This is a genomic window from Rhodococcoides navarretei (genome assembly GCF_038069675.1).
Taxonomy (GTDB): domain Bacteria; phylum Actinomycetota; class Actinomycetes; order Mycobacteriales; family Mycobacteriaceae; genus Rhodococcoides; species Rhodococcoides navarretei.
The window spans coordinates 3,239,534-3,259,407 of the sequence record NZ_JBBPCN010000001.1 but is presented as its reverse complement, the minus strand read 5'-3'; the positions used below and the strand labels follow the sequence as shown (position 1 = coordinate 3,259,407).

Below are 19,874 nucleotides of genomic sequence, written 5' to 3'. Positions count from 1 at the left end.
TCCACAGGTCCGCACCGACTCCGCTGTCTCGCGTGCGGCTGCCGGTTCGGACCGATGTCGCGCGACATGACACCATGGTGAGCCGTGACAGGTACCGAACCGCGCCCCACTGCCGCGCGCCCGTCGTCGACCGGAATGCCCGTGGTGACGATGATCGGCGGTGGTCAGCTCGCCCGCATGACCCATCAGTCCGCGATCGAGCTCGGACAAACTCTCCGCGTGCTCGCCGCGGGTGCCGACGAGCCGGCAGCGCAGGTCAGCCCCGACGTCGTTTTCGGTCACCACGACGACCTCGATGCTCTGCGCACCGCCGCTACCGGTTCCAACGCGCTGACCTTCGATCACGAGCATGTGCCGACCGAGCACCTCGAGACTCTCGTGGCCGAGGGCGTCAACGTGCAGCCGCCGCCGAGTGCGTTGATCTACGCGCAGGACAAACTGCGCATGCGACGCAAACTCGCCGAGCTCGGCGCGCCCGGACCCGCCTACGCGGAGGTCTCGTGGGCGCAGGACGCTGTCGCCTTCGGTGACGAGCACGGGTGGCCGGTGGTGCTCAAGGCCGTCCGCGGCGGCTACGACGGCCGCGGGGTCTGGATGCCCGCCGACGCAGAGGAAGCCGAGGAGATCGTCACCGCACAGCTCGACCTGGGCGTACCGCTCATGGTGGAGGAGAAGGTCGCCATGCGCCGCGAGCTGTCGGCCATGGTTGCTCGGTCACCGTTCGGGCAGGGTGCGGCCTGGCCCGTCGTGCAGACGGTGCAGCGCAACGGCCAGTGCGCCGTGGTGCTGGCACCGGCCCCTGACCTCGACGAGGACGTCGCTACGTTCGCGGGCAAGCTCGCCCTCGACATCGCAAGTGCGCTCGGTGTGGTCGGAGACCTTGCGGTCGAACTGTTCGAGACCACCTCGGGCAAGCTTCTGGTGAACGAACTGGCCATGCGGCCACACAACTCCGGTCACTGGACCATGGACGGGTGCCGCACCTCGCAGTTCGAGCAGCACCTACGCGCAGTGCTGGACTACCCGCTCGGCGACACCGATCCACTGGCTCCCGTGACGGTGATGGCCAACATTCTGGGCGCGCCGGATGCGCCCGAGATGACGATGGACGAGCGGCTGCATCACCTGTTCGCGCGCATGCCGGATGCGAAGGTGCATCTGTACGGCAAGAGCGAGCGCAAGGATCGCAAGATCGGCCACGTCAACATCCTGGGCTCGCAGTCGGGTTCGCTCGCCGACCCCGACTATGTGGCCTCGGTGCGCGAGCGAGCCGAACGCGCAGCGCACTGGATGTCGCACGCCGAATGGACCGATGGATGGGACCCCCACGATGCCTGACACCTCCAACTCCACTCCTGCCGTCGGCCTGATCATGGGCAGCGACTCCGACTGGCCGACGATGGAAGCCGCAGCCGAAGCGCTGGCGGAGTTCGGAATTCGGTTCGAGGTCGGCGTCGTGTCGGCGCACCGCACTCCGCAGCGCATGCTCGACTACGCGCGCGAGGCCGCGGACCGCGGCATCCGAGTGATCATCGCCGGAGCCGGGGGAGCAGCCCACCTGCCCGGCATGGTGGCGTCGGCGACGCCGCTTCCGGTCATCGGTGTTCCGGTGCCGCTGAAGTACCTCGACGGTATGGACTCACTGCTCTCGATCGTCCAGATGCCTGCAGGTGTTCCCGTGGCCACGGTCTCCATCGGCGGCGCTCGGAACGCAGGTCTGCTCGCTGTCCGGATCCTCGGTGCGTCCGATCCGGCTCTGCAACAACGGATGTCGGAGTTCCAGGCCTCACTGGAGGCGATGGTGCTGGAGAAGGACAAAGCGCTGCGCACCACCCTGCTGGGGTGAGCGGAACCGTGTCACGGAGCGAGCAGCTCAGGCGCGCAGGTCGCGGTAGTCGGCAGGCCGTGTTCGTGACCCGGCTCGCCTTGCTCTACGCCGGGCTGTGGCGCGGTACGGCGAGCTTCGACGACGAGTTCGAGATCTTCGTGTGCACGGGGCTGCGCGGCGGATTCGGGCGCGGGGGAACGACATTCGGTGGTGCCTATCTGACGAAGGGCAACACCGCTCGGCGCGTGTTGCGACACGAGTCCGTGCACGCCGACCAATGGGCCCGTTTCGGGCTCACCTTCCCGTTCCGCTACCTTGCCGAGGAAGCCCGACATCGGGGCCCGGCCAACAAATACGAGAGAGAGGCCGGACTGGCAGACGGGGGCTACCGTCAGCCCGGCTGAGCGATGGTGGCGGTGACCTTCTCGGTCTCGGCGCGCCGCTGCGACTTCGTCTCGTCCGGATTCGCCACCTGAACCAGTGACGCTCCGGTGACGAGCACCGAGAGCAGCCCGTCTGTCAGTTCGTCGGCTGTGGTCCAGTGTGCGCTGGACATCACCCGGTCCGATGCGGTCAGCGACCTGGCGTCGGCCCGATCACGTGCGGCAGCGAGTACCTCGTCCACCGAACGCCCGTCCAGAGCCGCACTTCCACCCCCGGAATCCATGGCCCTGAACTGATCGCCGTGCACCCGCACCGACGTCGCGTAGTCGGTCATTCCGATGGGCAGATCGGGGACGGCCTTGCCGAACGCGTCGAGCGAGAAGGCCAGCACCTCGTCGACGTCGGGGGCTTCGTCGAGGCGATCGCCCGAGACCAACGCCACGTCGGCGGAGTCGTCGGCCCCGAGGATCACCTCGCCGCCCGCCCACCAGATCCCGAGTAGCGCCGCAGCCGTCTGCCAGTGCGCGGGTAGCAGCACACTCACCCTGCCACCCACCTCGAACGCGAACTCGTCGCGCAACAGATTGGCGGTCTTGGCCGCCCAGTTCGCAAGGGTCACCGCCGACACCTCGACCCGCTCGCCGGTCGCATCGTCGTAGAACGTGACGCGCGGACCGGCCGGATCGGCGGCGAGAATCGGGTCGAGCAGGGTCTGAGTCAGATTCGAAGCCACCCCACGACCCTAGTTGACGCTCGCCGATACAGATTCACACGCTGCGAGCGGCATCGATCAGTTGACGCACATCGGGCCGGTGGAACCGGCGTCGATCGGAGCCGCGGGTGCCTCGGGAATCGCAGCACCCGATTCGGGAGCGATGATTTCTGCCGTCGAGGCCTGGCCCGAGCCCGGTCCTGCGTAGTCATCTGCGAGTACCACCCGCACAGTGTCGTCCGCCAGCTTGTCGTCGGCCGTGATCTGCAGGTCGCCCAGTGCCGCCGAAACGGCACGCGCGGCATCGCTGTCGACATCTGCGGCCTGGATTCGGCTCGCGGAGATCGACGCGCCCTCGTAGTTTCCGATGGTGCCGCCGACGTATCCCAATGCCGTCAGCGAACCGGCGACACCGTTGGCGAGTCCGTCGATCCCGCTGTCGTTCGCGACGTCCACCGTCACTGTCGAGGGATCGACGTCCGGAGCGTCGGCGTTCGCGGCGTTGGTCTCGGCGGAATTGCCGTCTCCGAGCAACCCTGCGACGTATTTCTTCACCGCCGCCGGATCCACCTGCACGATCGACTCGCCGTAGTCGGTCGTCGCATTGATGTCGACTGCGGGGACGGTCTCGAACTTGACCTTTCCGCCGGCGAGATCCTGAAGGCGAGTGGCGAACTGCAGGATGTCCCAGTCGGAATCGAGTGTCACCGATCGCTGAACCGCGGTGCTGAGCTGGCCCAGTTTGCCGGGGTTGCTCAGCGTCTTGGCGCTGAGCACACTGCGCACGAGCGAGGCCATGAACACCTGCTGGCGCACGATGCGGTCCAGATCTCCGCGGGGGAGGTCGTGCCGCTGTCGCACGAAACTCAGGGCTTGCGAACCGGACAGCTTCTGCTCGCCCGCCGGGAAGTTCGCACCCGAAAGAGGCTCCTGGACAGGGTTGTTCAGGCAAACCTCGACGCCGCCGACGGCATCGGTCAGCAGCACGAAACCGAGTAGCCCCACCTCGGCGTAATGGTCGACGGTGATACCGGTGAGGTTGGCGACCGAGTCGATGAGGGCCTCGCGCCCGGCCTCGGTGGCCTGGCCCTCCGCATCGGCGTCCGGGACACCTTGCTCCACCAGTTCGAGCCGCTTGTTCTCCTTGGTCGCGCCGTAGGCGGCATTGATCTTCGACATCCCGATGCCGGGTACTTCGACGTACGAATCGCGTGGGATGGAAATGGCGGTGGCCGACGACCCGTCGTTGGGGACACGAATCAGCACGATCGTGTCGGTGTTGGACGCCACCTCTTCACCAGCGTTCAGGGATGCCAGTTCCTCGGGGGACAGCGCGTTGCCGTGGGCGTCGGTGCGGCTGTCGGTGCCCACCATCAGGATGTCGACGGCACCGTCCGCGGCACCGCCGAGGCCCAGGCCACCTGCGGTGGCGATGTTGGACCGCAGACTGTCGACGCTGCGCCACGCGAAACCGGTCACCAGTAGGACGAGAATGGACAACACCGCGACCGCGACGTGGGTTGCAGGCCATCGCGCACCGCTGCGTCCGCGAGACGACCGATCGTTCGATTCGGCACCGTCGACGGGACCGCGAGGCGTGCGCTGCGCCGACCGCCGAGACCGGTCGGAGGCGTCGCTGCGATTGCCCTGTCTGCGTTCGCCCTGTCTGCGTTCGCCGGTGCGGCGGTCCCCGCGCTGTTCGTCGTCGCCGTGTCGATGGGCTGCTCGTCCCGAGAGGTCACGCGGGCGACCGGAGGTTCGCGGGTCGGGGCCCTCGGGTCGCCGGGGAGCGCGTCGCCTGGGCGGGGGAGTGCGCTCACCTCCTGGCGTGCCTGGATCTCGTGGCACCGTGACGACCCTCTCTGGTTTCCGGCCGGCGTGAAACGCCCGCCTGCTTCGTTGTTGTCCCCCCGCCGTTCGAAGGTTACTGGTCGGCGGTCGCTGCCTCGCCGAAGCGAACACGGCGTGCCACACTTGGCAACCGTGAATGCGATCGTCGTGACCGGTGCACACGGCCAGTTGGGCCGCCGAGTGGTTTCTCTCGCCGCCGAACGAGGTGACGGTGTCGAGGTGTCCGCCTATTCGTCCGCCGACCTGGACATCACCGACCCCGATGCCGTCGCTGCCACGGTGAACGCGGGGACGACGGTGATCAACTGCGCCGCGTACACCGCCGTCGACGCCGCCGAGACGGACGAGTCCAGGGCATCGGCGGTCAACGCGGACGGCCCTCGAAATCTCGCGCGCGCGTGCGGGCGTGTCGGAGCCCGGTTGATCCACGTCTCCACCGATTATGTGTTCGACGGCACAGCAACCGAACCGTACGAGGTCGACTCGAGGACCGCGCCGCAGTCGGCGTACGGACGCACCAAGCTCGCGGGTGAGCTCGCCGTGCACGAGGAGCTGCCCGAGGCCGTGGTCGTACGGACCGCGTGGGTGTACGACAACACCGGCAAGAATTTCGTGACCACGATGCGTCGACTCGAGGGCGAGCGCGAGACCGTCTCGGTGGTGAACGATCAGATCGGGTCGCCCACCTTCGCCCTCGACCTCGCGTCGGGCCTGCTCGAGATCGAAGCCGACCCGGACCTTCGCGCGCGGACTCTGCACTACACCAACGCGGGGCAGGCCAGCTGGTTCGATCTCGCCCGTGCGGTGTTCACCGGGATCGGTGCCGATCCCGACCGAGTGAAGCCGTGTTCGAGCGCCGAGTACGTCGTTCCGGCACCTCGGCCCGCCTACTCCGTGCTCTCACCGACGGCATGGGTCGATGCCGGTCTGACTCCGGCGCGGCCGTGGTCGGAGGCGTTGGCCGCAGCCTTGGCGCAGTCGACATGAGGGTTCGACGCGTCCTCGGGCTAGTCTTGCCCGCGTGAGTTCCGAGCTGGCCGTGGTGACGGTGACCTATTCACCCGGCGAATACCTTGACCAGTTCCTGACGTCTCTACGTGAGGCGACGACGCGTCCGCTTCGGGTGATCATGGCGGACAACGGCTCGGTCGACGGTGCGCCCGAGGCCGCCGAACTCGCGTTCGACGAGGCGGAGTTGCTGCGCACCGGCGCGAACATCGGCTACGGCGCAGCAGTGAACCGCGCGGTGGCCGAGATCGATCCCGATGTGGAGTTCGTCGTCGTGGCCAACCCCGATGTGCGGTGGCACCCCGGATCTCTCGACGGTCTGCTCGACGCGGCGGCGCGGTGGCCACGCGCGGGTGCTCTAGGACCGCTGATCCGCGAGCCCGACGGCTCCCGATACCCGTCGGCGCGCTCGGTGCCCGATCTCACGTCCGGCGCGGGCCACGCGGTGCTGGGCAAGCTCTGGCCCGGAAACCCCTGGACGCAGCGGTATCGCCAGGAGAACGAGACGGTGGCCGAGCGGCCCGTTGGATGGCTGTCGGGATCCTGCCTGCTGTTGCGGCGGTCGGCGTTCGACTCGATCGGCGGATTCGATTCGCGCTACTTCATGTACATGGAGGACGTCGACCTCGGTGACCGGCTCGGCCGAGCGGGCTGGCACAACGTCTACGTGCCCGGCGTCGAGGTGACCCATTCGAAAGGTCATGCGGCAGGACGGCATCCGGAAGTGATGTTGCCCGCACATCACACGAGTGCGTACCGATTCCAGGCCGATCGACACGCCCGAACGTGGCAGGCGCCCTTACGATTGGCCTTGCGTGTGGGTCTCGGTTTTCGCTCGAAGATCGTTGTGGCTTCGGCGCTGCGGGCCCGCGCAGTCGACGGACGAGAATCGGACGAGAGAACAGAGGCTGGACATGTCGGATAGTTCCCCATCGGTCGCTGCAGGTACGGATGCAGTGATCTTGGTCGGCGGCAAGGGAACTCGACTGAGGCCGCTCACGCTCTCGGCACCCAAGCCGATGCTTCCCACGGCGGGACTGCCGTTTCTGACGCACCTCTTGGCGCGCATCAAGGCCGCGGGTATCGAGCACGTCGTCCTCGGTACCTCCTTCAAAGCCGAAGTGTTCGAGCAGCATTTCGGCGACGGATCCTCGCTCGGTATCGATCTCGAGTACGTCTTCGAGACCGAACCGATGGGCACCGGCGGTGGCATCAGAAACGTGCTGCCGCGTCTGCGTGCGGACAATGTCATGGTGTTCAACGGCGACGTTCTGGGCGGCACCGATCTGACTGCGGTTCTCGATACCCACCGCACCACCGATGCCGATGTTACGTTGCATCTGGTGCGCGTGGGTGACCCGCGCGCGTTCGGTTGCGTGCCCACCGACGAATCCGGCCGGGTGACAGCGTTTCTCGAGAAGACACAGGATCCGCCGACCGATCAGATCAACGCCGGTTGCTACGTGTTCAAGCGTGAGATCATCGAGTCCATTCCGTCCGACCGGCCGGTGTCGGTGGAGCGAGAAGTGTTCCCCGCCTTGCTGGCCGAGAACAAGAAGGTCTACGGGCACGTCGACAGTGCGTACTGGCGCGACATGGGAACACCGGAGGACTTCGTGAAGGGCTCGGCCGATCTCGTTCGCGGCATCGCGCCGTCGCCTGCACTGCACGGTGATCGTGGCGAATCGTTGGTCCATCCGGGTGCCGGTGTGGCACCTGGTGCCTTGCTGATCGGTGGAACCGTCGTCGGACGCGGTGCCGAGATCGGGGCGGGTGCCCGCCTCGACGGTGCCGTCGTGTTCGACGGTGCGATCGTCGAAGCAGGGGCCGTCGTCGAGCGGTCCATTCTCGGCTTCGGTGCCCGTATCGGACCCCGCGCACTGGTGCGCGACGCGGTCATCGGCGACGGTGCCGACATCGGGGCCCGCTGTGAGTTGCTCCGCGGCGCGCGCGTGTGGCCCGGGGTCACGTTGCCCGACGGTGGCGTCCGCTTCTCCACCGACGTCTGACCGGACGGCATCCAGCGGGTCGATCGGTCAGCGGAGCGCCGCGAGCGAGACGAGGTGGTCGATCGTCTCGCGCTCGGCGTTCTCGGGCAGAGCATCGACCGGCCACCAGCGCAGGTCGGTCGATTCCTCGCTGCGTACTGCTCGCGCGCCATCCTGAGCCCGGACCAGAAACCTCAGGTCGAGGTGCCGCGTCGGCTTACCAAGCGAGCACGTGATCGGGTGCGTGTGCGCCGAGAGCAGAGCCGAATCGATGCTCAGATCGGCGATCCCCGATTCCTCGGTTGCCTCTCGTAGTGCCGCGTCGACCACTGTGCCGTCGGTCGGTTCGCAGTGGCCGCCGAGCTGAATCCACCGACCCACTTTCGGATGCAGCGTCAGCAGTACATGGGTTCCCGAGGCGTCGAGCACCAACGAGGACGCGGTGAAGTGACCGGCCTCGTTGGCGCGCAGGCAGGCGTCGGGATTGCTGTCGAGAAACGCCAGCATGGTGTGCCTGAGCGATTCGTCCCTCGAATCGGACGGTGCCCATCGATCGAGCGATGCTCCGACCGAACTCCACAGAGTCGAACGAGGCGGCGTCGACGCCGACACGTCAGAGCTCCACCAGCGAGGACCCGGGCACCACCGGATCCCGCACGGTCAGCGGCTCGATGGAGTGTCCGATTGCGATGGCCCCCATGGCTTTCCAATCGGCTCGTAGGCCGAGTTCGGCGCGCACGGTGTCTGCGGCGAAGATCGTCGAACCGATCCAGCAGCTACCCAACTCACGCACCGCGAGAGCGACGAGCAGACCCTGGACGGCGGCACCGACGGCAACCGTGAACATCGTGTCCTCCGCGGCGCGACGCCTGTCGTCGGGGTAGGAGTGTGCGCCGTCGGGCACACAGAACGGGATCACGATCTCCGGGGCGTCGAAGAGAATATCGCCGCGGCTCAGTCTGGCCGCGATTCGTTCCTCGCTGAGCCCGTCGGCGGTCAGGTCGGCGCGCCACTGCTCACGCATCGTCTCGAGCAGGCGACGCCGCACCGCGGGGGTCCTGACCCACACGAACCGAACCGGACGAGTGTGGTGCGGGGCCGGGGCGGTGAGGGCATCGGCAACGGCCGCACGAACGGACTCGGGATCGACGGGTTCGTCGGAGAACGAGCGCACCGATCGTCGGCGCAGCAGAGCTTCTCGTCGGCCGCGATCGAGGGCCTCGGCGGTGCCGAGCCAGAACAGATCGTCCTCACCGCCGCGCAGCAGGGTCGCCGCGGTGGAACCGTCGTCGACGGGGGTCAGTCCGCGGACGACGGCGATCGGAACCCCGCCCAGCTTGCCCTTCACCAGATCGCCTGCGGCAGCGAGTTCGTCGGCGATCGCGACCTCGGTGACGACGAGCTCGTTCCCCTGACCGTCCTCCGCTCCGGCATACGCGTGCACGACGCCGATGCCCGCAGCCCCGATCGCGGCATCCGTCTGGCCGATTCGCCACGCACGTCCCATGGTGTCGGTGACGACGACGGCCACCGTCACCCCCAGCAGTTCTCCGACAGCTGCGCGCAGAGCTGCGGCGCTGGCATCGGGGTCCTCGGGCAGCAGTGCCAGTTCGCCACCGTCGACGTTGGAGCCGTCGATTCCCGACGCGGCCTGCACGATGCCGAGTCGGTTCTCGGTGATGAGGGTTCGGCCCTTGCGCGCAACGATCCGCACGGCTTCCTGGTCCACGAGAACCCTGCGGGCGGCATCTCGCTCGTCCGCATCACGAGGTGCCTGCACCAGGCGGCCCTCGACCTTGGAGACGATCTTGCTGGTGACGATCAAGATGTCGCCGTCGCGTAGCCACGGCGCACGGTCTGCGACGATCGCGGCCAGATCGTCGCCCGGTCGGAACTCGGGAAGTCCGGTGACGGGCAGGATCTCGATCGAGCCGCCCGGAGCGTGATCTCCGGGTGCGGACCGGATCGACTCGATGTCGCGAGGCTCGCTCACAGGTCGAGTCCGGCCGCGCGCAGAGCGGTGCGTGCCATCACCGCGGTGGTCTCGGGGTCGGTCATCAGCAACGGAACGGACTGCACGTCCACCCCCTCGACCTCTGCCGTGTCGGTGGTGTGCACCAACCAGGCGTCGAGAATGCCGGTACCGCTTCGGCTTCCGTAGTGGCGGCCGACCGCCTGCGCCGTCGTCTCGACTCCGATGACGGACAGGCACTCGTCGGCCATGCCGCGCAACGGCTTACCGTCGACGACGGGGGAGAGGCCGACCACCTTGGCGGCCGTCGTGCGCAGCGCCCCGCGGATGCCCGGCACTGCGAGAATCGCGCCGACGCTCACCACCGGGTTCGACGGCGCGAGGACGACGGCGTCGGCCTCGGCGATCGCCTCGACGACTCCCGGTGCCGGAGTTGCCTGTTCGGCACCGATGTTGGCGAAACTGTGGGTCGGAATCTGGGCCCGGTATCGAACCCACCACTCCTGGAAGTGAATTGCGCGCTGCTGCTCACCGCTCGGGTCCTCGGGGTCGGTGACGACGACGTGGGTCTCCGAGCGGTCGTCGGTGACGGGCAGGAGCCGGACACCGGGTTGCCATCGGTTGCACAGTGCTTCGGTGACGGCGGACAGTGGAAAGCCGGTGCGCAGCATGCGACTGCGGATCAGGTGCGTGGCGATGTCGCGGTCGCCGAGTCCGAACCAGTCGGGATCGGCACCGTAGGCAGCCAATTCGTCCCGAGCGTTCCAGGTCTCCGCGATGCGACCCCACCCGCGATCGGTGTCGATTCCGCCGCCCAGGGTGTACATGCACGTATCGAGATCCGGGCAGATACGGAGTCCGTGCATCCACACGTCGTCGCCGACGTTCACCACGGCAGTGATCTCGTGCTCGGACTCGTCGCCGAACAAGGATTTCAGGCCCTGCAGAAACCGCGCTCCACCGACGCCACCGACAAGAACAGTAACTTTCACAACACACGACCCTAATGGGGTTGCGGAGGTGCTGGGCGAGCGCCCACCCGCACCGTCCGCGCGGACGGTGCAGGGGCGAGAACCATTGCGACACGCACGCGACGGGCTTCGATTCGGGGAGAGTGCCGATTTCGGGCATGGGATGGTATTGGATTTGTACGATCGGCTTGACCGCGACACACCTGGACGTGTCTAATCACAGGTATGTCATTCAGTGTTCGCCGCACGAGTTCGATTGCAGCGAACCTGGTTTCGAACACTCGTTCCCTTCCTGTTCGTTCCTGAGTGGACGTCGAGTAGAGGTCGAGGGTCGGACGGGCGCGACGTATCTGTCCGGACATGCTGCTCGATCGAATATCGGCGCGGGGCAAGGTATTCGAGAACGCGAGGATCGAAAGTATCTGCGCTACCACAGGTGAGGAGGCGGAAGCGATGTATGACCAGCACGTGACACGTGATCAGCGGGGCGAACCCACTGCACATCTCAGCGCTGTCGACGACGCGCCGCAAACCGAGTCCCGCATCGGCGCAGATTCGAGCGTCTCGATCGACGCAGGCTCTGCGTACGTTGCCCGAACCGTCGAGGCCGCTGTCGACACCGATGTATCCGACACCGATGTATCCGACGCCGGCGTATCCGATGGCGAGCTCGAGACGGATACGGACGCCGACCTGATGCCGTTCGTCGCCGAGTCGGTTCCACCGGCGAAGCCGTTTCTCAGTGTCGTCGCGGGTTTCGACGAGATGTTCGAGGAAATCGAGGATCAGTGGCAGGAGCGCGCACTGTGCGCGCAGACCGACCCCGAAGCCTTCTTCCCCGAGAAGGGCGGCTCCACCCGCGAAGCGAAGCGCATCTGCCTCGGCTGCGAGGTCAAGGACGAGTGCCTCGAATACGCGCTCGCCAACGACGAGCGGTTCGGTATCTGGGGCGGGTTGTCCGAGCGGGAACGTCGTCGGCTCAAGCGCGGAATCGGCTGAGCGGCACCGCAACCGATCGATAGAGGGCGGTGCCCGATCGATTACTCTCCGGCAGGATCCACCTCGTCGGGGTCGACGCCGAGATACGTCGCCACCTGCTCCACCAAGACCTCGAACAACAGGTCTTCCAGATCCTCCGGATGCTTCGCGCGACGTTCCAACGGTCTGCGGAAGAGCACCACTCTGGCGCGTGTCGTCTCCCCGCGCTTGTCGATGCCTGCCGGCACCAACCGCGAGAGCGGCACAGGGCCTTCCGCCACCACCTCGGGTGGCCACGTCACAGATTCCGGATCCAAGGCCCTGATCTTGGGAACTTCGTCCACGGCGATGTCGAGCTTCGAGAGCTTCTCGTGCCACTTGTGATCGATCCGCGCGAACGCGTCGAGCACCAGTCGATCGAACTTCTCGGCCCTGGAGCGCCTCGCCGGGATGTCCTCGGGCAGAACCGGGCCGCGGATGCCGCGTCCGTGCCGAGCAACGGACCGAGAGGTGATCCTGCGCGGGGTCGAGTATCGAGGCATAGGGGGAGGTTATCGCGCTCGCCCGGTGTGTCGGTGGGTCGGTCGGTTGCACCCACCGGATACTCTGCACTCGTGAGATCACTGCGTGGCTGCTGCAGGCCTGGTTGCAACCGTTCTGCCGTTGCGACGCTCACATATGTCTACTCCGATTCCACTGCGGTCGTCGGGCCGCTGGCCACCGTCGACGAACCGCATTCCTGGGATCTGTGCGAGGTGCATGCGTCGACCACCACCGCGCCCAAGGGCTGGGAACTGGTGCGGTACGAGGGTGGCTACTCGACGTCGAGCCCCGACGAGGACGATCTGACGGCCCTCGCCGAGGCCGTGCGTGAGGCGGGCCGCGGCGATCGCGTCCGATCCGAGGACCGTGAGGGCTCCGACCGCTCGATCTCGCGGGCGTCCGACACCGAACGCCGATCCGCTCCGGCCGTCCGAACGGGCAGGCGCGGGCACCTTCGAGTGCTTCCCGACCCCACGTCCTGAGCCGTCTGCGCGCCACGGTTGTGGTGTGCAGCGGTCCGACTGGCCGGTCGGTCTGCCGTCTGGCAAGGTTTGCAGCACAGGACCGAAACGGACAGTGCCGGTCTGCCGATACTTGGTGTGGATCGCACCGCTACCGACGCTCGATGTTCGACGCCGATGTGCGGCGTCGTCAGAACGATCACCAGGAGAATTTTCGTGGCCCGAACCGCAGAGTCCGTCAACGCCGTCATCAAGGCCTACGACGTCCGTGGCGTCGTAGGCGAGCAGATCGACGAGGCGTTCGTGCGCGACGTCGGCGCATCCTTCGCACGGTTGGTTCGTGACGAGTCGGGGGCCGCACGGTCGGTCGTGATCGGCCACGACATGCGTGATTCCTCGCCCGCACTGTCTCGGGCCTTCGCGGACGGCGTGACCGCTCAGGGCCTCGACGTGGTGCACATCGGGCTGGCGTCGACCGATCAGCTCTACTTCGCCTCCGGCCTGCTCGAATGCCCGGGAGCGATGTTCACCGCCAGTCACAATCCGGCGAAGTACAACGGGATCAAGCTCTGCCGCGCCGGTGCCAAGCCGGTGGGCCAGGACACGGGCTTGGCCACGGTCAAAGCCGAGTTGGTGGACGGGGTGCCGGAGTTCGACGGGCCGTCCGGAACAGCGACATCCCGAGACGTGCTCGACGAATATGCACAGTTCGTTCGAGACCTGGTCGATCTGTCAGGAATCGGGTCCATGAAGATCGCCGTCGACGCCGGGAACGGAATGGGCGGGCACACGGTGCCCGCGGTGTTCGGGCCACTGCCGGTGACGATAGAGCCGCTCTTCTTCGAGCTCGACGGCAGCTTTCCCAATCACGAGGCCAATCCGCTCGATCCGGCGAACCTGGTGGATCTGCAGCGTTTCGTCGTCGAGACCGGTGCCGACATCGGACTCGCCTTCGACGGAGATGCAGACCGATGCTTCGTCGTCGACGAGAAGGGAGACCCGGTCTCGCCGTCCGCGGTGACGTGCCTGGTGGCCGAGCGTGAACTGGCCAAGGAGCCGGGTGCGGTGGTCATACACAATCTGATCACCTCGCGTGCGGTGCCGGAACTGGTCACCGAGCTCGGCGGTACCCCGGTTCGCACCCGAGTGGGGCACTCCTTCATCAAACAGCAGATGGCCGACACCGGCGCGATATTCGGCGGTGAGCACTCTGCTCACTACTACTTCCGTGACTTCTGGGGTGCCGACTCGGGAATGCTCGCCGCGCTGCACGTGCTCGCTGCACTCGGCGCACAGGATCGCCCGCTGTCGGAGATGATGGCCACCTACGAGACCTACAGTGCTTCGGGAGAGATCAACTCGACCGTCGACGATGCAACCGCACGCACCGAGGCGGTCCTGGAAGCGTTCGACGATCGGACTGCGGGCATCGACCGACTCGACGGTGTGACGGTCGATCTCGCCGACGGTGCCTGGTTCAACTTGCGGGCCTCGAACACCGAACCGCTGCTCCGGCTCAACGTCGAAGCACGTACCGCAGCGGATGTCGATGCGCTTTCGACGGAGATATTGAGCATCGTTCGCGCCGGACTGCAATAGTGGTTACCGAGGGTTCATGAGTGGGTATGCAGTCGTTTCGAGCGGGTGAGGATGAGGGGAGGTGTCGCAGCCATGACGGCACTGTCGTCTCTGGTCGATCTCGACGATTCCGACGCCCTCATCGCAGCCGATCGTGACGGCTCGTTGCGCAGTGCCGCTCTGGCGGGCGCGCAGGTGCGCGCCGTCGCCACCGCAGTCGACGAGTCCGTCCTCGCTCGACTGACGGATCTGCGTCCCCGCAGCGTGGTGATCGTGACCGGCGACGGCCGCAGCAGCCGGGCCGCGTCGCTGCTCGTCGCCGCTCTCGGCGACCGACTCGGGGTGCCACTGGTACGAAGTACCGGCACTCCACCGTGGATCGGCCCGCTCGACGTGGTCGTGGTGGCAGGCGACGACGCCGGAGATCCGCGACTGGCCGAGTCGGTGGATGCAGCATCGCGCCGCGGGGCGGAAGTCGTCGTGGTTGCGCCGGAAGAGGGGCCGCTGCGAGCCGTCCGGGGGCCTCGAGCGATGTGGTTGCCGCCGCGAATAGCGGTTCGGGACCACAATGCGCTGATGCGTTATCTCGCCGCATTCGTTGCCGTACTCGGCGCGGTGTCCGGTGGGTCGTGGAAGACGTTGCTGCCCAATTTGTCTCGTCTGGCGGATCTGCTCGACGCAGAGGCCGTGCGAAACAGCCCGTCCAATGAGGTGTTCCACAATCCGGCCAAGGCCCTCGCCAGTGGATTGAACGGTAGGCGCGCGGTACTGACGGGTGGAAGCCCCGCTGCAGTCGAGGTTGCTCGGCACGGCAGCGAGGTACTCCTGCGGGTGGCGGGCGTGGTCGTCGGTGCGGGGGAGTTGGGTGATGTCATCGCCGCGTCCGTTCGGGCATCGCTCGTCGAATCAGGTGGTGCGTCATCGACATTCGACTCGATCTTTCACGACGAGCAACTCGACGGCCCACCGCCCGCGCTGCCGATGCGAGTGATCGTGGTGGCGTCCGAAGCCGATCGTGCGATCACCGAACGACGAATCGCCGGTGTGCCGGAATCCGAAGTACTGCTTGCCGATTCGAGCGAGCCACTGTTCGGCGGCGAGCGCGCGAGGTCCGAATTCGACAACCCCGCTCCGTCGCCGGATCCGGCTACACTCTCGGTGCTCGATACGATGTCCGTGTTGGCGACGCGGTTGGACACCACAGCCGCGTATCTGTTGTTGATGGGCGGTAGCTAGTGCAACTCTTGCGAGGCGCGGTTCGGTCGTACGCATGGGGTTCACGAACCGCCCTGGCTCGAATACAAGGTCGCCCGGTTCCGTCCGATCATCCCGAGGCGGAGATCTGGCTCGGTGCTCACCCGGCCGATTCCGCGCACGTGGTGCACGAGGGTGGTAGTACGCCTCTGCTCACTCTGATCGACGACGATCCGAGCACCCAGCTCGGCGGCTCTGCGCAGCACTACGAGTCACGGCTGCCATACCTGTTGAAACTGCTGGCCGCAGAGGAACCGCTGTCGTTGCAGGCGCATCCGAGCAGCGCCCAGGCCCGAGAGGGCTTCGCGCGTGAGAACACCGCCGGCGTCCCCATAGATTCTCCGGTACGCAACTACCGGGATCCGAACCACAAGCCCGAGTTGATCGTCGCTCTCACCGAGTTCGAGGCCCTGGCGGGGTTCCGGCGACCCACCGACACCGTCGAATTGCTCGACGCGTTGGCCGTTCCTGCGCTGGCCGGGTACCGCACTCTGCTCGCCGCCCAGCCCGACGCTTCCGGGCTGCGCACGGTGTTCACCTCGTGGATCACGCTGCCCGGGCAAGCGTTGGACGACATTTTGCCTGCCGTCGCACAGGGATGCATCGACTACCTGTCCGGTCCTGCGCGTACGGACGGTGGACGATTCGCAGCCGAGGCGAGAACCTTGCTCGAGCTCGGGGAGTCGTATCCCGGTGACGCCGGAGTGCTTGCGGCGCTACTGCTCAATCGGGTGACGCTCACACCCGGCCAGGGTCTGTACCTCGACGCCGGAAACTTGCACGCGTATCTGCGCGGCACGGGCGTGGAAATCATGGCGAACTCCGACAACGTGCTCCGCGGCGGACTGACTCCCAAGCACGTCGACGTCCCGGAGTTGTTGCGGGTACTGGACTTCGAGCCCGCCGACATATCGCCCATCACCCCGGGCGAGAACGATCGGCCTACGTACGTGTACCCAACGCCCGCACCCGAATTCGCCCTGAGCAAGACGGCGGTGACGGCGGGGGAGACGGTCGATCTACCCGGATCCGGCCCGAGAATTCTGCTGTGCACCAGCGGAACCGTCGTGGCGGGAACCGCCGGGAGGCCGTCCGGTCTGACGGTGTCTCAGGGCAGTTCGGTGTGGATACCGGCCTCCGACGAATCCGTCACCGTGACCGCCGAGTCGGGCGACGCCGAGGTGTTCGTGGCCTCCGTCGGACGCGTGTAGATCGGGCAATTCGGGCATCGTTGCGCCGCTTGCGGTTTCGAACTGCGTAATGGTGCGAACGGTCCGCCCGGAGGCAATAGTCTGATGCCACAGTGAATCGAAGTGACGGATGTGTTCGGTGATCCGTCGGTAGATGTGAAGTGGCGATACGGAGACCCGATGACCAGAGCAGACCGGCCCGCGAAGACCCCGCGCACGACGGGTTGGTTCCGGACCAAATCGATCGAGCAGTCGATCCAGGACACCGACGAGCCGGACACGAAACTCCGGAAAGAGCTCGGATCCTGGGACCTGACCGTGTTCGGCGTTGCCGTGGCTGTCGGTGCCGGCATCTTCACCCTGACCGCGCGGACTGCCGGAAACGTTGCGGGACCGGCAGTGTCGTTGGCCTTCGTGCTCGCGGCGATCGCCTGTGGCCTCGCGGCGCTGTGTTACGCGGAGTTCGCATCCACGGTGCCGGTGGCCGGAAGTGCGTACACGTTCTCGTACGCCGCGTTCGGTGAGTTCATCGCATGGATCATCGGATGGGATCTCATCCTCGAGTTCGGCCTCGCAGCCGCCGTGGTGGCGAAGGCGTGGTCGCTCTACCTCGGCGATCTGCTCGGTACGGCCGCTCCGGTGCTCGAGATCGGCTCACTGAACTTCGATTGGGGCGCACTGCTGATCGTGGTGGTCCTGACGGTGCTCATCGCATCGGGCACGAAGTTGTCCTCACGAGTGTCGCTGGTCATCACGGCGGTGAAGGTGATCGTCGTTCTGTTCGTGGTTGTGCTCGGAGCCTTCTACATCAAGGTCGCCAATTACGACCCGTACATTCCGCCGTCGCAACCGGGCTCCACGGGCGAGGGGCTGCATCAGTCTCTTCTCTCGTTCGTCACGGGAGCAGGCGGCAGCACGTTCGGTGCCTACGGACTGCTGGCCGCGGCGTCGCTGGTGTTCTTCGCATTCATCGGATTCGACGTGGTGGCAACGACCGCCGAGGAGACCAAGGAACCGCAGAAGGCACTCCCGCGAGGAATCCTCGGATCGCTCGCGATCGTCACCGTGCTCTACGTGGCCGTCACCCTGGTTCTGACCGGAATGGTCAAGTACACCGATCTGGCCGGTGACAGTTCCACGCTGGCGACGGCATTCGAGCTGAACGGGCTGACCTGGGCCAAGAACATCATTTCGTTCGGTGCACTCGCCGGCCTGACGACCGTGGTGATGGTGCTGATGCTCGGGCAGACCCGGGTGCTCTTCGCGATGTCGCGAGACGGACTGGTGCCGCGGGCACTGGCGCACACCGGAAAGAAGGGCACACCGGTCCGGACGACGATTCTGGTCGGTGTCATCGTCGGCCTGCTCGCCGCGTTCGTTCCGCTCGGCACGCTCGAGGAAATGGTGAACATCGGCACGCTGTTCGCATTCGTGCTGGTCTCTGCCGGGGTTCTCGTACTGCGCAGAACTCGCCCGGACCTCCCGCGTGGTTTCCGTGTTCCCTGGGTTCCCCTGGTGCCGATCCTCGCGGTCCTGGCGTGCCTGTGGTTGATGCTGAACCTGTCGGTCGAAACATGGCTGCGTTTTCTGGTCTGGATGGCCGCCGGTGTCGTCATCTACGTCGTGTACAGCAGGCGGCACTCGGTGATGGGTCTGCGGGAAGCCGAGAAGACTCGTACCGAGAAGTCGGAGCACTGACCCGAACGGGGGTCTTCCCACCCGGCATTTGTGCGCTCCGACCAGCGCTCAGAGGTTTACTTTGGATAGCTTCGCATCCGACCGCTGGAATGTTATACCCTCGAAAACAGACTTGGAGGACTCGAAAAGTTCGGTGAGAGGGTGTCGAGACAGTGAGTGTGGACGGCCGAATCACTTCTACGGAGGGTTCGGGTGTCGCTTTCGGGGGGCGGGATTCGAAGGCCGGTGAACGATGGGGTCGCTGGCAGGACAACAAACGCTATTTGTGGATGCTGGGTCTGTTGGCCCCGGCATCGGCGCTACTGCCGTCGCAGTTGGTCTACTGGACGGGGATGCCACTGTTCTGGTGGAGCGGTGTGCTGGTGTTCTTCGTGATCATTCCGGTGATCGATCTGATCGCAGGCGAGGACGGGCACAATCCGGACGCGTCCGCCAGCGAGAAGCTGCAGAACGATCGCTACTACCGCTGGTGTACCTATCTTTTTCTCCCCATCCAGTTCATTGCGCTGATCGTCGCATGTTGGATGTGGGCGTACGGCGAGCTGACCGTGGTGGACAAGATCGGCCTCGCGGTGACGGTGGGCCTGGTGGCAGGTACCGGTATCAATGCCGCTCACGAACTGGGTCACCGCATCGAACAGCACGAGCGGTGGTTGGCCAAGATCGCGTTGTCCCAGACGCTCTACGGGCATTTCTTCGTCGAGCACAATCGGGGGCATCACGTTCGAGTGGCCACGCCCGACGACCCCGCCAGCGCGCGCTTCGGCGAAAGCGTGTGGACATTCGTGCCGCGCAGCACGATTCTCGGTCTGGCCTCCGCATGGAAGCTCGAGGCGCAACGCCTTCGGCGTCAAGGCCGCTCGGTCGCGAGCCCGACCAATGCCCTACTGCACACGTGGCTGCTCAGCGCCGTGCTCTTCGGCTCGCTGCTGATCGTGTTCGGGTGGTCCATCGCGCCGTATCTGCTGCTGCAGGCCGTCGTCGGATTCGTGCTGCTCGAAATGGTGAACTACGTGGAGCACTATGCCCTGCTCCGGGAGACGAACGACCGCGGCAGATACGTACGTTGCTCGCCACGCCACAGCTGGAACAGCGACAGAATCTGCACCAACATTTTCCTCTATCACCTGCAACGACACAGCGACCATCACGCCAATCCCGGTAAGCGATATCAGACGCTGTTGTCGTGCGACGAGGCACCGCAGCTTCCTGCCGGCTACGCGTCGATGGTGATGCTCGCCGCAATTCCGCCACTGTGGCGTCGGGTGATGGACCCGCGGGTACTGGCGCACTACCAGGGCGATATCACCCGCGCGAACATCCTGCCCCGCAAACGGGGTCGGATTCTGGCGCGAGCCGGACGAAACGGATAGAGCAAGCGGCGGCAATCGCGTCGCGTCACCGGCTCCGTGCCTGCACTTCCGGGCAGCCGGTAGTTCCAACGCGCGGACCCGATAG

At 66.1% G+C, this 19,874-nt stretch carries 19 protein-coding genes; 13 read left to right on the top strand and 6 right to left on the bottom strand.

Features of this window, described 5'->3' with window-relative positions; genetic code table 11:
- Window positions 1–84 precede the first annotated feature (84 nt).
- Genes AABD04_RS15320 through AABD04_RS15310 form a run of 3 tightly spaced genes read left to right on the top strand, consistent with a single transcriptional unit; the run spans window position 85 to window position 2,232 of the window.
- A complete protein-coding gene (locus AABD04_RS15320; RefSeq protein WP_243593560.1) occupies window positions 85–1,338 on the top strand; it encodes a 5-(carboxyamino)imidazole ribonucleotide synthase in 1,254 nt (417 codons plus the stop codon).
- Window positions 1,331–1,846, top strand: coding sequence for a 5-(carboxyamino)imidazole ribonucleotide mutase (gene purE, locus AABD04_RS15315; protein WP_243593559.1), 516 nt, complete (start codon window positions 1,331–1,333; stop codon window positions 1,844–1,846). The genes AABD04_RS15320 and purE overlap by 8 nt, the downstream gene beginning before the upstream one ends.
- Window positions 1,843–2,232 carry a hypothetical protein gene (locus tag AABD04_RS15310; RefSeq protein WP_243608116.1) on the top strand — a complete coding sequence of 130 codons (390 nt, stop codon included), beginning with the start codon at window positions 1,843–1,845 and terminating at the stop codon, window positions 2,230–2,232. Before purE ends, AABD04_RS15310 begins: the two co-directional genes overlap by 4 nt.
- On the opposite strand, the gene AABD04_RS15305 is transcribed toward AABD04_RS15310, so the two are convergent.
- Complete coding sequence (locus AABD04_RS15305) at window positions 2,220–2,945, bottom strand: TIGR03089 family protein (RefSeq protein WP_243608115.1); 726 nt, start codon at window positions 2,943–2,945, stop codon at window positions 2,220–2,222. The genes AABD04_RS15310 and AABD04_RS15305 overlap by 13 nt on opposite strands.
- Window positions 2,946–3,002: 57 nt before the next feature.
- Window positions 3,003–4,427, bottom strand: coding sequence for an LCP family protein (locus AABD04_RS15300; protein WP_341443074.1), 1,425 nt, complete (start codon window positions 4,425–4,427; stop codon window positions 3,003–3,005).
- A gap of 480 nt (window positions 4,428–4,907) precedes the next feature.
- Between AABD04_RS15300 and rfbD the strand changes: the two genes are divergently transcribed.
- The 3 genes from rfbD to manB are packed head-to-tail and all read left to right on the top strand — an operon-like array spanning window position 4,908 to window position 7,792.
- Window positions 4,908–5,762: a dTDP-4-dehydrorhamnose reductase gene (gene rfbD, locus AABD04_RS15295; RefSeq protein WP_341441670.1), complete on the top strand. Its 855-nt coding sequence runs from the start codon at window positions 4,908–4,910 to the stop codon at window positions 5,760–5,762.
- Window positions 5,763–5,796: 34 nt separating this feature from the next.
- Window positions 5,797–6,708 carry a glycosyltransferase family 2 protein gene (locus AABD04_RS15290; RefSeq protein WP_341441669.1) on the top strand — a complete coding sequence of 304 codons (912 nt, stop codon included), beginning with the start codon at window positions 5,797–5,799 and terminating at the stop codon, window positions 6,706–6,708.
- Window positions 6,698–7,792: a mannose-1-phosphate guanylyltransferase gene (manB, locus tag AABD04_RS15285; protein ID WP_341441668.1), complete on the top strand. Its 1,095-nt coding sequence runs from the start codon at window positions 6,698–6,700 to the stop codon at window positions 7,790–7,792. The genes AABD04_RS15290 and manB overlap by 11 nt, the downstream gene beginning before the upstream one ends.
- 27 nt (window positions 7,793–7,819) lie before the next feature.
- Here the strand turns inward: manB and AABD04_RS15280 are convergent, their stop codons facing one another.
- From AABD04_RS15280 to cofD, 3 genes are all read right to left on the bottom strand, one after another.
- Window positions 7,820–8,278 (bottom strand): NUDIX hydrolase, encoded by a 459-nt coding sequence (locus AABD04_RS15280; RefSeq protein ID WP_341443073.1) that lies wholly within the window; start codon window positions 8,276–8,278, stop codon window positions 7,820–7,822.
- A gap of 106 nt (window positions 8,279–8,384) precedes the next feature.
- The gene (locus AABD04_RS15275; RefSeq protein WP_341441667.1) at window positions 8,385–9,764 is read right to left on the bottom strand and encodes a coenzyme F420-0:L-glutamate ligase; all 1,380 of its coding nucleotides are present in this window, start codon (window positions 9,762–9,764) and stop codon (window positions 8,385–8,387) included.
- Window positions 9,761–10,735, bottom strand: coding sequence for a 2-phospho-L-lactate transferase (gene cofD / locus AABD04_RS15270; RefSeq protein WP_243608108.1), 975 nt, complete (start codon window positions 10,733–10,735; stop codon window positions 9,761–9,763). Before cofD ends, AABD04_RS15275 begins: the two co-directional genes overlap by 4 nt.
- A gap of 744 nt (window positions 10,736–11,479) precedes the next feature.
- Here cofD and AABD04_RS15265 point away from each other — a divergent pair.
- Entirely contained in the window at window positions 11,480–11,713 is a 234-nt protein-coding gene (locus tag AABD04_RS15265) for a WhiB family transcriptional regulator (protein WP_027496498.1), read from the top strand.
- Window positions 11,714–11,754: 41 nt separating this feature from the next.
- Here AABD04_RS15265 and AABD04_RS15260 read toward each other — a convergent pair whose 3' ends face one another.
- Window positions 11,755–12,234 carry a metallopeptidase family protein gene (locus tag AABD04_RS15260; RefSeq protein WP_335740868.1) on the bottom strand — a complete coding sequence of 160 codons (480 nt, stop codon included), beginning with the start codon at window positions 12,232–12,234 and terminating at the stop codon, window positions 11,755–11,757.
- 72 nt (window positions 12,235–12,306) lie between these two features.
- Here AABD04_RS15260 and AABD04_RS15255 point away from each other — a divergent pair, with 72 nt between their 5' ends.
- From AABD04_RS15255 to AABD04_RS15230, 6 genes are all read left to right on the top strand, one after another.
- Window positions 12,307–12,717, top strand: coding sequence for a DUF3499 domain-containing protein (locus tag AABD04_RS15255; protein WP_243593551.1), 411 nt, complete (start codon window positions 12,307–12,309; stop codon window positions 12,715–12,717).
- 195 nt (window positions 12,718–12,912) lie between these two features.
- Window positions 12,913–14,295, top strand: coding sequence for a phosphomannomutase/phosphoglucomutase (locus AABD04_RS15250; RefSeq protein WP_341441666.1), 1,383 nt, complete (start codon window positions 12,913–12,915; stop codon window positions 14,293–14,295).
- Window positions 14,296–14,367: 72 nt separating this feature from the next.
- Entirely contained in the window at window positions 14,368–15,510 is a 1,143-nt protein-coding gene (locus AABD04_RS15245; RefSeq protein ID WP_341441665.1) for a tobH protein, read from the top strand.
- Window positions 15,510–16,739 carry a mannose-6-phosphate isomerase, class I gene (gene manA / locus AABD04_RS15240; RefSeq protein ID WP_341441664.1) on the top strand — a complete coding sequence of 410 codons (1,230 nt, stop codon included), beginning with the start codon at window positions 15,510–15,512 and terminating at the stop codon, window positions 16,737–16,739. Before AABD04_RS15245 ends, manA begins: the two co-directional genes overlap by 1 nt.
- A 159-nt stretch (window positions 16,740–16,898) precedes the next feature.
- Entirely contained in the window at window positions 16,899–18,416 is a 1,518-nt protein-coding gene (locus tag AABD04_RS15235; RefSeq protein WP_243593547.1) for an amino acid permease, read from the top strand.
- Window positions 18,417–18,568: 152 nt separating this feature from the next.
- Window positions 18,569–19,789 (top strand): alkane 1-monooxygenase, encoded by a 1,221-nt coding sequence (locus tag AABD04_RS15230; RefSeq protein WP_374638794.1) that lies wholly within the window; start codon window positions 18,569–18,571, stop codon window positions 19,787–19,789.
- Window positions 19,790–19,874 lie beyond the last annotated feature (85 nt).